Source organism: Sphingomonas sp. UYAg733 (assembly GCF_054057355.1).
In genome coordinates, this window is record NZ_JBSRZE010000004.1 from 297265 (window position 1) to 310183 (window position 12919).

General features: G+C 63.5%; 6 protein-coding genes. 2 read left to right on the forward strand and 4 right to left on the reverse strand.

Going from position 1 to position 12919, the window contains the following annotated elements; all coding sequences use genetic code 11:
• Window positions 1-77: 77 nt before the first annotated feature.
• From ACVWZA_RS10530 to ACVWZA_RS10545, 4 genes are all read right to left on the reverse strand, one after another.
• Complete coding sequence (locus ACVWZA_RS10530; protein WP_457311145.1) at window positions 78-377, reverse strand: type II toxin-antitoxin system RelE/ParE family toxin; 300 nt, start codon at window positions 375-377, stop codon at window positions 78-80.
• Window positions 374-637, reverse strand: coding sequence for a type II toxin-antitoxin system ParD family antitoxin (locus ACVWZA_RS10535; protein WP_457311146.1), 264 nt, complete (start codon window positions 635-637; stop codon window positions 374-376). The genes ACVWZA_RS10530 and ACVWZA_RS10535 overlap by 4 nt, the downstream gene beginning before the upstream one ends.
• Window positions 638-696: 59 nt before the next feature.
• Window positions 697-2121, reverse strand: a complete 1425-nt coding sequence (locus ACVWZA_RS10540; protein WP_457311147.1) for a hypothetical protein — start codon at window positions 2119-2121, stop codon at window positions 697-699.
• Between the two features lie 182 nt (window positions 2122-2303).
• Window positions 2304-3641, reverse strand: a complete 1338-nt coding sequence (locus ACVWZA_RS10545; protein ID WP_457311148.1) for a hypothetical protein — start codon at window positions 3639-3641, stop codon at window positions 2304-2306.
• A gap of 390 nt (window positions 3642-4031) precedes the next feature.
• Here ACVWZA_RS10545 and rpoB point away from each other — a divergent pair, with 390 nt between their 5' ends.
• Both rpoB and rpoC read left to right on the forward strand, forming a co-directional pair.
• Window positions 4032-8207, forward strand: a complete 4176-nt coding sequence (gene rpoB / locus ACVWZA_RS10550; protein WP_457311149.1) for a DNA-directed RNA polymerase subunit beta — start codon at window positions 4032-4034, stop codon at window positions 8205-8207.
• Between the two features lie 180 nt (window positions 8208-8387).
• Window positions 8388-12659 carry a DNA-directed RNA polymerase subunit beta' gene (gene rpoC, locus ACVWZA_RS10555; RefSeq protein ID WP_457311150.1) on the forward strand — a complete coding sequence of 1424 codons (4272 nt, stop codon included), beginning with the start codon at window positions 8388-8390 and terminating at the stop codon, window positions 12657-12659.
• Window positions 12660-12919 lie beyond the last annotated feature (260 nt).

Sequence of the window (12919 nt, forward strand, 5' to 3'; positions counted from 1 at the left end):
ACGTAGCAGGTCTATGGCTGCTTTCCGCACCAATAGCGACCATCGGTGGTTGGTTTATAACTATACAATCGCCTTTTCTATTCGGGTTCCGAAAAGATCGAAACCCAGTCTCGCGATCCGTGGACGATACGCACGACCTCTACCGTATCGGGGCCGACGATATAGAAGATCAAATATCCACGGACGGCTGATTTGCGGAGCGAGATGTCGCCGAACCGCCGCACCTCCGGAAAGCGTCGCGGGCGGCTTGCCAGGGAAAGGCAGCGATCGCGCAGCATATCGACAAAGCTGAGCGCGCGGTGCGGATTGTCCTGCGCAATCCAGTCACCGATCGCTTCGAGATCGGCTTCGGCGACATCGGCAAATGTGACGATCACGCCGCCGACTTGGCCGCCATCGCCTCATATTTACGTCGTAGCCGATCGAATACTTCGTCGGCCTGCTTGCTCCGTCCAGCCGCGATATCATCAATGCCTCGCTGTATCTCTACCTCGAACCGCTCCAGGGCCGACTCGCGTTCCTGCACCAGCCGCACACCCTCCCGGAGTACTTCGCTGCGTGAGCCGTAACGCCCGGCCTTCACCAGCGTATCGACGACGCTGTCGAGTTGACCACCTAGATTTACGCTGCCCGCCATAAGGCACCTCCGGCATCAAACTATGCTCGCCGATAACTATTATCAACCCGATATGAGACTCAGCGCTCGATCGTCAGATTGTGCGGCCGTTGGCCCACGCCCTCGCGCATGCGCGGGCCGGTATCAAGCCGGAACGGCGCCATCTTGGCATCCGGACCGCGATCGATGCCGATCACGAACGCGGTGGCGGTCTGGCCGCTGCCGCCATGCGCTTCGCCTGGCGCCCAATGGTATAGCGCGTTGATCGCCATGACGGGTACGTAAAAGGTCTTGCCCTGCACGGTCAGCACGCTGATCGCATCGTCGGGCAACATCGCCATGCCGCCAAGCGACACATTCGCGCCCGGCTCCAGATCGAACGGCGCGACCGGCGGTTTGTCGATCGGTGCCGCGAACAACCCCTCCAGGATCGCGTCCTGATCGGCACTGGCGCTGAGCAACCGGATGTCGAGCCGGATGCCACGCGCCGCCGCCTCGCCGCTATTGCGCACATCGATTTCGTAATCGACCGCAGCGCTGGTCAGATTGGTGCCTGCCCGAATCGGGCGCAGTGTCAGCTCGATCCGCGCGCGTGGCCCGATCGCAACCGATGCCGGCGTTGCGGGTGCGGGCCTGAGGAAAGCCGGGGGCGGCACGGCAGCTTCGGGCGGTGCCGGGGTTTCCCCTGATATTGCTCCTTCTGGCGACGGGACGACCGGCTCGGCGACCGGCGGTTCGGGTTTGAACTGGGGTTCGGGCTTGATCTCCGGACGTGATTGTGGCCGAGGCTCCGGCGCGGCAGTCGGTGGAAAGGCGTGCGCCAGTTCGCCATCGTCGACCAGCGCATCCATCTCGATCTCTTGCGCTTCCGGCTCGGCCTGGCGACCACGCAGGAACGACAGCGCGAGCCACCCCAGTCCGGCCAGCAGCAGCAAACCAACGCCGCCGAGAATGAACCAGCGCACATTGCTGCGCGGCGGTTCGGCATAAGCCGATATTGCCGGCGTCGGCGTCGAAGTCTCCACCGGCGAAGGCGAATTTTGCGATAACGGCACCGCCGCAACCGGTGCAGCGCCGGTCGGAATGGCCAGCGGAGTCGATGGCGCGATTGGCGCCGGGACAATCTGTGGCGTCGGTCTGGCGCTGGGAGGCGTGGCGCTGGGAGGCGTGGCGCGGGGCGGCACGATGGCGGGACGGGCAGTCGGCAGGGCTGCCTGAGTCGCGCGCGGCGTCTGTGTCGCGGTGGGGCGTGGCGTCGGGACGGTTCGCGTGACCGGTGGCGGCGCTGCCCGGGGCGTCTGGATCGCACGTGGCGTGGGCGTTGGCGTTGCCTGGGGCGGCGGCGCGAGCGGCGACCGGTCGCCGGGAAGGCGGAACCCCTCCAGCCCTGGAATAAGTGTTGGTGTCGGCCTGGGCGCCTGACTGTTCTGAGCCTGTGCCGATCCCGCTACCAGGATCAACGGCAGCACGATGATGTGCGTCTGTCGCGCGAAAAATGTCTTCATGGTCCCCACGGGCGCGCCTTAACCGAGTAATTCTGAATGCCATACGACCGGCGCAGCGATCACGGCAAGGCGTGAGACAAAGGCGATGAGCGCCGCCAGATCCGACCGGGCAGCCCCCCGACACGGCAGGGCCTGTCCCTCCCTAAGGAAAGACAGGCCCGCCGTGACGAACGGTCTAGCTTTTAAGCGTGTTCGGGAACGCCGTGCAGGCGCGCTTCGATATTGTCGCTCATCTGTGGGCGGTGGATCGCGATCGGGCGCATCTCCTCGTCCTCGCCGCTCATGCCGATCGTAAACGAGGCGCTGGTGTGGCCCTCGGTGCCATCGGCAAGACGGTAACGGGCATCGGCGACGATGACCGGAACAAAGGTACGCGCCTCTTCGCCGCCGAGCATCTCCTTGGGCAGCGACAGTGTCGCGTCGACGCGGGTGCCCTCGCCCGGCTCGATCGTAATGGGCGCAACCTCGCCCGCCCCTTTGCGTTCGAGCAGCAGGCGATCCACCTCGCTCTCGCTCGCGGCTTCGCTCGCGAACATAAAGGTCGAGATGCGCACATCGTGCGCCGCGACCGAACCGGAATTGCCGACCGTCAACTCGATCTCGACCAGCGCGTCGTCGGCGTTGCTGCCGGCGCGAACCGGGCGCATCGCGAATTCAAGCCATGGGCGATTGGCCGGCGCGGCGCCCGCGGTCAGCGCCGCGACATCCTCCGCTTCGGGCTCGACCAGTTCGGCTTCGACCGCGACGGAATCCGCCACATCAGCGGCAGCCGCCGCGATCGGCGCGGCGGCAAGCGGCGCGACGCGCAGGAACTGTGGCTCCGGCGCGATCACCGGGGCGGCACGTACCGGCTCGACATAAGCCGGCTCGACATAGGCCGGCTCGGCCGCAGCAACCGGCTCGACATAGTCCTCTTTATAATAGACTTCGTCCGCTGCACGGCGACGACGCCACATCAGTGCACCGAGTATGGCGAGTATCGCTACGATGCCGGCAAGCACCCAGGGCCAGACCGGCGCGGCCTGTGTCGTGGTCGTGCTGGCGTCGGTGTCCGCGACCGGCGCCGCGGCTTCAGGCGCCGGAGCAACCGCAGCCGGTACTTCGGCGACTGGGGCGGCTTCAGGCGCGGTGATGGGAGCGACTGCAACTGGAGCAGGTGCCGGTTCCGCTATCGGCGCCCGTGCGACCGGCGCTGGGGCCGCGACCCGGACGGCTCGACGCGGCGCGGGAGCAGCGGTGGTGGTACGCGTCTGGCGAACGCTCCGTGTCGTCTGGCGCGCGACGGGCGCGGCCTCCGCCTCTTCCGGCGCGGCGGCAACAGGCGCGGGAGCCGTCGGAGTGGCGACCGGCGGCGTTGGCGCTGGCGGGGTGGCGTTGATCGTCGGCACCACCGGCGGCGGGATAACGGCCGGAGCCGGCGCCGTCTGCACCTCTTGCGCAATGGCGGGTGCCGCCAGCAGCATCAGGGTTGGAACAAGCGCGACGAACGCGCGGCGATGGTTGGGGGGGCTGATTTTCATAACGGGGTCTCAATGAAGGGAACCCGTAATTGGGCCCCGATCCTGCTCATAATTGCGTTGAGCCGTTCCGATTCATCGACCGGAAGCCGAATCGGTAGCGAAACGGCTTTGCGAAAGTCGCCTTTCATTGCCTGGTCGATCGATCTTGATCGCGTTGACCCAATCGCGTTGACACTCTCCAACACGGTTCCTATATGGCGTTCTTCACCACAGACTTCGGGAAATGATGTGCCGTCGCGCAGCGCATCGATCGTATTGGGCTCTGTGGTTCTTGAGACGCTTGAAGCTGCTGTTTTCCGATAAGGATGACATGCGGCTTTTTTGCGTCTTAACGCGCGCCCCCCGGTGGATGCCGGGCGCGACATTCTTAGCTGTAAGGCAAAAAACTCCATGGCGACCAAGGCAATCGAGGGCACCGCTCCGCAGCGGGCTGCAGGCGGCACCGCAAAGCGCCGCATCCGCAAGGTGTTCGGCAACATCCACGAAGTGGTGCAGATGCCGAACCTGATCGAGGTTCAGCGCGAATCCTACGAACAGTTCCTGCGGTCCGACCCATCGATCGGCTATGTGTCCGGCCTGGAAAAGACCCTGCGCTCGGTCTTCCCGATCCGCGATTTCGCCGGCACCGCCGAGCTCGACTTCGTCAATTATGAGCTCGAGCCGCCCAAGTTCGACACCGACGAATGCCGTCAGCGCGGCATCACCTATGCGGCGCCGATGCGCGTCACCCTCCGCCTGATCGTGTTCGAGGTCGATGCCGACACGGATTCGCGCTCGGTCCTCGATATCAAGGAGCAGGACGTCTACATGGGCGACATGCCCCTGATGACGGGCAACGGCACCTTCGTCATCAACGGCACGGAACGCGTGATCGTCAGCCAGATGCACCGTTCGCCGGGCGTCCTGTTTGACCATGACCGCGGCAAGACTCACGCATCGGGCAAGTATCTCTTCGCCGCTCGCGTCATTCCATATCGCGGTTCGTGGCTCGATTTCGAATTCGACGCGAAGGACATCGTCAACGTCCGGATCGATCGCAAGCGCAAGCTGCCGGTGACGGCCTTGCTCTACGCGCTCGGCCTGACCGGCGAGGAAATCCTCAATTACTTCTACAACCGCGTCACTTTCGTGCGCGGTCAGGGCGGCTGGATCATTCCGTTCCAGGCGGAGAATTGGCGCGGCCAGAAGCCGATGTTCGACATCATCGATGCGAAGACCGGCGAAGTCGTATTCCCGTCGGGCCAGAAGATTTCGCCCCGCGCCGCCAACAAGGCGGCCAAGGACGGCCTGACCGACCTGCTGATCCCGACCGAGGAAATCTTCGGCCGTTACAGCGCCTATGACCTGATCAACGAATCGACCGGCCAGATCTACATCGAGACCGGCGACGAAGTGTCGGCCGAAAATCTCGAACTGCTCGACAAGGCCGGCATCGATCGTATCGAGCTGCTCGACATCGACCATGTCGCGACCGGCCCGTGGATCCGCAACACGCTCAAGGCCGACAAGGCCGAAGAGCGCGAGCAGGCATTGTCCGACATCTACCGCGTGATGCGCCCCGGCGAGCCGCCGACGCTCGAAACCGCGGAATCGCTGTTCAGCGGCCTGTTCTTCGATCCCGACCGCTACGACCTTTCGGCCGTCGGTCGCGTCAAGCTCAACATGCGCCTCGACCTCGACGCCGAGGACACGGTCACCACCTTGCGCACCGAGGATATCCTCGCTGTCGTCAAGACGCTTGTCGACCTGAAGGACGGCAAGGGCGACATCGACGACATCGACAATCTCGGCAACCGCCGCGTGCGGTCGGTCGGCGAGTTGCTCGAGAACCAGTACCGTGTCGGTCTGCTCCGCATGGAGCGCGCCGTGAAGGAGCGCATGAGCTCGGTCGACGTGTCGACCGTGATGCCCAATGACCTGATCAACGCCAAGCCTGCGGTCGCCGCGGTGCGTGAATTCTTTGGCTCGTCGCAGCTCTCGCAGTTCATGGATCAGACCAACCCGTTGTCGGAAGTCACTCACAAGCGCCGCGTTTCGGCACTTGGGCCGGGTGGACTTACTCGTGAAAGGGCTGGCTTCGAAGTCCGCGACGTTCACCCCACGCATTATGGCCGTATCTGCCCGATTGAAACGCCGGAAGGCCCGAACATCGGTCTGATCAACAGCCTCGCGTCGTTCAGCCGCGTCAACAAATACGGCTTCATCGAGACACCGTATCGCAAGGTCGTCGACCACAAGGTCACCGACGACGTGGTCTATCTGTCGGCAATGGAAGAAGCCAAGCACACCATCGCGCAGGCCAATGCCGAGCTTGATGCGTCGAAGGGCTTTGTCGAGGAACTGGTGTCTTCGCGTCAGTCGGGTGAATTCCTGATGGCGATCCCCGACAACATCACGCTGATGGACGTCAGCCCCAAACAGCTCGTCTCGGTCGCCGCATCGCTCATTCCGTTCCTGGAAAACGATGACGCCAACCGCGCGCTGATGGGCTCGAACATGCAGCGTCAGGCTGTGCCTTTGGTTCAGGCCGAGGCGCCGTTCGTCGGCACCGGCATGGAAGAGACCGTGGCACGCGACTCCGGCGCCGCGATCTCCGCCAAGCGTGCGGGCATCGTCGATCAGGTCGATGCGGCCCGTATCGTGATCCGCGCAACGGGTGACGTCGAGGCCGGCCAGTCGGGCGTCGACATCTACACGCTGATGAAGTTCCAGCGCTCGAACCAGAACACCTGCATCAATCAGCGTCCGCTGGTGAAGGTCGGTGAAGTGGTCAATGCGGGCGAAGTGATCGCCGACGGCCCGTCGACCGAGTTCGGTGAGCTCGCGCTGGGCCGTAACAGCCTCGTCGCGTTCATGCCGTGGAACGGTTACAACTACGAGGATTCGATCCTCATCTCCGAACGCATCGTGAAGGACGACGTCTTCACCTCGATCCATATCGAGGAATTCGAAGTCATGGCGCGCGACACCAAGCTCGGGCCGGAGGACATCACGCGCGATATCCCGAACGTCGGCGAGGAAGCACTTCGCAACCTCGACGAAGCGGGCATCGTCTATATCGGCGCCGAAGTGGAGCCGGGCGACATCCTGGCCGGCAAGATCACCCCCAAGGGTGAATCGCCGATGACGCCGGAGGAAAAGCTGCTCCGCGCCATCTTCGGTGAAAAGGCGTCGGACGTGCGCGATACCTCGCTGCGCCTGCCGCCGGGCGTTGCCGGCACCGTCGTCGAGGTCCGGGTGTTCAACCGCCACGGCATCGACAAGGACGAGCGCGCGATGGCGATCGAGCGCGAAGAGATCGAGCGCCTGAAGAAGGATTCGGACGACGAACGCAGCATCCTCAACCGCGCGACCTGGTCGCGTCTGCGAGAGATGCTGATCGGCCAGACCGCGACCGCCGCGCCGAAGGGCGTCAAGAAGGGCGTGGTCGTCGACCAGGACCTGCTCGACAGCGTCGATCGCCACGAATGGTGGAAGTTCGCCGTTGCCGACGACAAGACCCAGAGCGATCTGGAAGCGGTCAAGGTGCAATATGACGACGCGGCCAAGCTGATCCAGGACAAGTTCCTCGATCGTCGCGAGAAGCTGGAGCGCGGCGACGAGCTGCCCCCTGGCGTGCTCAAGATGGTCAAGGTGTTCGTCGCGGTGAAGCGCAAGCTGCAACCGGGCGACAAGATGGCCGGCCGTCACGGCAACAAGGGCGTTATCTCGCGCATCCTGCCTGCGGAGGACATGCCGTTCCTCGCCGACGGGACGCCGGTCGATATCGTGCTCAACCCGCTCGGCGTGCCGTCGCGCATGAACGTCGGTCAGATCTTCGAGACGCATCTCGGCTGGGCCGCACGTGGCCTCGGTCAGCAGATCACCAAGGCACTCGAGGATTGGCGCGAAGCCAATCCCGACGCCAAGCCGGGCGCGATGCCCGAGGTGGTCCGCGATCGTCTGAAGACGGTGTATGGCGAGCAATATCATGCCGAGATCGACGCCCGTTCGGGTGACGAGATCATCGAACTGGCGCAAAACCTGAAGGGCGGCGTGCCGATGGCGACGCCGGTGTTCGATGGTGCGCGCGAAGCCGATGTCTCGGCGATGCTGGCGCTGGCGGGTCTCGATACCTCGGGACAGAGCGATCTGTTCGACGGGCGTACCGGCGACAAGTTCGACCGCAAGGTCACCGTCGGCTACATCTATATGCTGAAGCTGCACCATCTGGTGGACGACAAGATCCACGCCCGGTCGATCGGCCCCTACTCGCTCGTCACGCAGCAGCCGCTGGGTGGTAAGGCGCAGTTCGGTGGTCAGCGCTTCGGTGAGATGGAGGTCTGGGCACTCCAGGCTTACGGCGCCGCCTATACCTTGCAGGAAATGCTCACGGTGAAGTCCGACGACGTGGTCGGCCGCACCAAGGTCTATGAAGCGATCGTCAAGGGCGACGACACGTTCGAGGCCGGCATTCCGGAGAGCTTCAACGTGCTCGTCAAGGAAATGCGCTCGCTGGGTCTGAACGTCGAGCTGAAGAGCATCGAGCAGTTCGACTCCGACGGCGTCGCGATCGCGGCGCAATAACCTCCTAATCCCTCTCCCAGCGGGAGAGGGAGGGAGGCGCGAAGCGCCGGAAGGGTGAGGGTGAGCTTAGGTTCGCCCAGGTTCGCAAGGGCCACCCTCACCTTCCCACCGGCTTTGCCGGCGGGCCCCTTCCTCTCCCGATGGGAGAGGAGACAGAATTTCAAGGAAGGGTTCTTTCCCATGAACGAACTGACAAACTTCGCCAATCCGGTCGCCAAGACCGAGACCTTCGACCAGATCCAGATCGGCATCGCCTCCCCGGACCGTATCCGTTCGTGGAGCTTCGGCGAAATCAAGAAGCCGGAGACCATCAACTATCGCACGTTCAAGCCGGAACGTGACGGCCTGTTCTGCGCGCGGATCTTCGGTCCAATCAAGGATTACGAGTGCCTGTGCGGCAAGTACAAGCGCATGAAGTACAAGGGCATCGTGTGCGAGAAGTGCGGCGTCGAGGTTACCGTCTCGAAGGTCCGTCGCGAGCGCATGGGCCATATCGAACTGGCCGCACCGGTCGCGCATATCTGGTTCCTGAAGTCGCTGCCGTCGCGCATCGGCCTGCTGCTCGACATGCAGCTGAAGCAGCTCGAGCGCGTACTGTACTTCGAAGCCTATATCGTGATCGAGCCGGGCATTACCCCGCTTGAGAAGTATCAGCTGCTCACCGAAGACGAACTGCTCGACGCGCAGGATGAATATGGCGAGGACGCGTTCTCGGCCGGCATCGGCGCCGAAGCGGTCCGCATCATGCTCCAGGAACTCGACCTTGAGGGCGAGCGCAAGGAGCTGCTCGAAGAACTGGCGGTGACCAAGTCGGAACTGAAGCCGAAGAAGATCATCAAGCGCCTGAAGGTCGTCGAGAGCTTCATCGATTCAGGGAACCGCCCGGAATGGATGATCCTCGAGGTCGTTCCGGTCATCCCGCCCGAGCTGCGCCCGCTGGTGCCGCTGGATGGCGGCCGCTTTGCGACATCGGATCTGAACGATCTGTATCGCCGCGTGATCAACCGCAACAACCGCCTCAAGCGCCTGATGGAGCTGCGCGCGCCGGACATCATCGTCCGCAACGAAAAGCGCATGCTGCAGGAAGCGGTCGACGCATTGTTCGATAACGGTCGTCGCGGCCGCACGATCACCGGCGCCAACAAGCGTCCGCTGAAGTCGCTGTCCGACATGCTCAAGGGCAAGCAGGGCCGCTTCCGTCAGAATCTGCTCGGCAAGCGAGTCGATTATTCGGGTCGTTCGGTCATCGTGACCGGTCCGGAACTGAAACTGCATCAGTGCGGCCTGCCGAAGAAGATGGCGCTCGAGCTGTTCAAGCCGTTCATCTACGCCCGTCTCGATGCCAAGGGTCTGTCGATGACCCTGAAGCAGGCGAAGAAGTGGGTCGAGAAGGAGCGCAAGGAAGTCTGGGACATCCTCGACGAAGTCATTCGCGAGCACCCGGTCATGCTCAACCGCGCGCCGACGCTTCACCGTCTCGGCATCCAGGCGTTCGAGCCCGTGCTGATCGAGGGCAAGGCGATTCAGCTTCACCCGCTGGTCTGCTCGGCCTTCAACGCCGATTTCGATGGCGATCAGATGGCCGTCCACGTTCCTCTCTCGCTGGAAGCCCAGCTCGAGGCGCGCGTGCTGATGATGTCGACCAACAACATCCTGTCGCCGGCGAACGGCAAGCCGATCATCGTGCCGTCGCAGGACATGGTCTTGGGTCTCTATTATCTGTCGATGCTCAAGGAAAACGAGCCCGGCGAAGGCATGCTCATCTCCGACATGTCGGAAGTGCATCAGGCGATCGAGGCTGGCGCGGTAACGCTCCACACCAAGATCACCACGCGCGTGCCGCAGACCGACACCGAGGGTAAGACCTACCTCAAGCGCTACGAGACGACGCCTGGCCGCATGCTGCTCGGCGAATGTCTGCCGAAGAGCTCGAAGGTGCCGTTCGATACCGTCAACCGCCTCCTCACCAAGAAGGACGTGGGCGACGTGATCGACGAGGTCTATCGTCACACCGGCCAGAAGGAGACCGTGCTGTTCGCCGATGCGATCATGGCGCTCGGTTTCAAGCACGCGTTCAAGGCGGGCATTTCGTTCGGCAAGGACGACATGATCATCCCGGAAGCCAAGATCGCTCTGGTCGATGAAACGCGCGCTTTGGTGAAGGACTTCGAGCAGCAGTATCAGGACGGTCTGATCACGCACCAGGAGAAGTACAACAAGGTGATCGACGCCTGGTCGGGTTGCGGTGACCGCGTCGCGACCGCGATGATGGACGAGATCAAGTCGGTGAAGATCCTGCCTAACGGCCGCGAAGCACCGATCAACTCGATCTACATGATGGCCCACTCCGGTGCCCGTGGTTCGCAGGCGCAGATCAAGCAGCTTGCGGGTATGCGCGGCCTCATGGCCAAGCCGTCGGGTGAGATCATCGAAACGCCGATCATCTCGAACTTCAAGGAAGGCCTGACCGTCCTTGAATATTTCAACTCCACCCACGGCGCCCGCAAGGGTCTCGCGGATACGGCGTTGAAGACCGCCAACTCGGGTTACCTGACCCGCCGTCTGGTCGATGTCAGCCAGGATTGCGTGATCATCGAAATCGATTGCGGCACCGAACGCGCGCTGGAAATGCGTGCGATCGTTCAGGGCGGCTCGACCATCGCGTCGCTCGGCGAGCGTATCCTCGGCCGCACCACGGCGGAGGATATCATCGACCCCAAGACCGGCGAGATCGTCATCCCTTCGGGCACGCTGCTCGACGAGCCGATGATCACGCAGATCGAGGCGATCGGCACGCAGTCATGCAAGATCCGCAGCCCGCTGGTCTGCGAGACGAAGATCGGCGTGTGCGGCAAGTGCTACGGGCGCGATCTCGCCCGCGGTACGCCGGTCAACATCGGTGAAGCGGTCGGCGTCATCGCCGCCCAGTCGATCGGTGAGCCGGGCACTCAGCTGACGATGCGGACCTTCCACATCGGCGGCGCGGCGCAGCTCAACGAACAGTCGAACCTTGAGGCGGTTGCCGACGGGACGATGGAATATCGCGACCTTCGCATCATTCTGGATCAGCGCGGCCGCCGCGTCGTGCTGAGCCGTTCGGGCGAAGTCGCGATCGTCGATATGGACGGCCGCGAGCGTGCGGTGCACCGTATCCCGTACGGCGCGTACGTGATGTACGACGATGGCCATATCGTTTCGAAGGGCGATCGTCTGGCCGAATGGGATCCGTTCACCATGCCGGTGATCACGGAAAACCCGGGCATCGTGAAGTATGTCGATCTGATCGAGGGCAAGACCCTGGTCGAACAGGCCGACGAAGCGACCGGTATCTCGCAGCGCGTGATCATCGAATATCGCGCCGCGACCAAGTCGAAGGAGGATCTGCGCCCGCGTCTGACCCTGCTCGACTCGGACTCGGGGGAAGCCGGCCGTTACATGCTCGCACCGGGCGCAACGCTCTCGGTCGAGGACGGGGCGCAGGTTTCGGGCGGCGACGTGCTGGCTCGTGTTTCGCGCGAAGCGGCCAAGACCCGCGACATCACCGGCGGTCTGCCGCGGGTGGCGGAGCTGTTCGAAGCCCGCAAGCCGAAGGAAAATGCGATCATCGCAAAGGTCTCGGGCCGTGTCGTGTTCGGCAAGGACTATAAGGCCAAGCGCAAGATCGGCATTCAGCCCGAGGATGGCGGCGAGGTCGTCGAGTATCTGGTGCCCAAGTCGAAGGTGATCGACGTTCAGGAAGGCGACTACGTCAAGCGTGGCGACAATCTGATCGGCGGCAGCCCCGACCCGCACGACATTCTCGAAGTGCTCGGCATCGAGCCGCTGGCGGAATATCTCGTCTCGGAAATCCAGGAAGTTTACCGGCTTCAGGGTGTGAAGATCAACGACAAGCACATCGAGGTGATCGTTCGCCAGATGCTGCAAAAGGTCGAGATCACCGATGGCGGCGATACCACGCTGCTCGCCGGCGAGCAGGTCGATCGCGACGAGATGGATGCGATCAACGACAAGCTTGAAAAGAAGGAGCGTCGTGCACAGGGCAAGCCCGTCCTGCTCGGCATCACCAAGGCGTCGCTGCAGACCCGCAGCTTCATCTCGGCGGCGTCGTTCCAGGAGACCACCCGCGTCCTCACCGAGGCGGCGGTCCAGGGCAAGCAGGACGCGCTGATCGGTCTCAAGGAGAACGTGATCGTCGGTCGTCTCATCCCCGCCGGTACCGGCGCGGGCATGAACCGCCTGCGCGTCGCCGCCTCCAGCCGTGATGCCGCTCTGCGCGTCCAGCAGCGTCGTCTGCAGGAAGTGCTGATCGCGCCGAACTCGGCGGCGGAAGAGCGTGCCGCCGAGAAGCTGCGCGACATCGCCGACGACACCGGCGACGATGCGCTTGCCGCGGTTACCACCAGCGGCACGGGCACCGACGCGGATGCGGGCGATTACCTGATCAAGGAATGATCGCTTAGCGCGTCAGCGCGTTGACAGAAAAAGGCCGCCGTCCGGAACATCCGGGCGGCGGTTTTTTTCGTTATCTGGCTCCTCCCCGGCACGGGGAGGGGGACCGTTTGCCTCTTCCGGCAAATGGTGGAGGGGGGCCTCCCCAAGTGCAACCGCTGCTTGGCATGCCCCTTGTATCTAGACGAGCACGGCTCGTTTCTGCTGGAAGCGACTGAGCGCCGGGGTGGGTGGCCACCCACCCCGGCGCGGCGGCGATGTCG

Bases quoted from the DNA above. Each gene is read 5' to 3' on its own strand.
- ACVWZA_RS10535 (WP_457311146.1), bottom strand. From the start codon at position 637: ATGGCGGGCAGCGTAAATCTAGGTGGTCAACTCGACAGCGTCGTCGAT.
- ACVWZA_RS10540 (WP_457311147.1), bottom strand. From the start codon at position 2,121: ATGAAGACATTTTTCGCGCGACAGACGCACATCATCGTGCTGCCGTTG.
- ACVWZA_RS10545 (WP_457311148.1), bottom strand. From the start codon at position 3,641: ATGAAAATCAGCCCCCCCAACCATCGCCGCGCGTTCGTCGCGCTTGTT.
- rpoB (WP_457311149.1), top strand. From the start codon at position 4,032: ATGGCGACCAAGGCAATCGAGGGCACCGCTCCGCAGCGGGCTGCAGGC.
- rpoC (WP_457311150.1), top strand. From the start codon at position 8,388: ATGAACGAACTGACAAACTTCGCCAATCCGGTCGCCAAGACCGAGACC.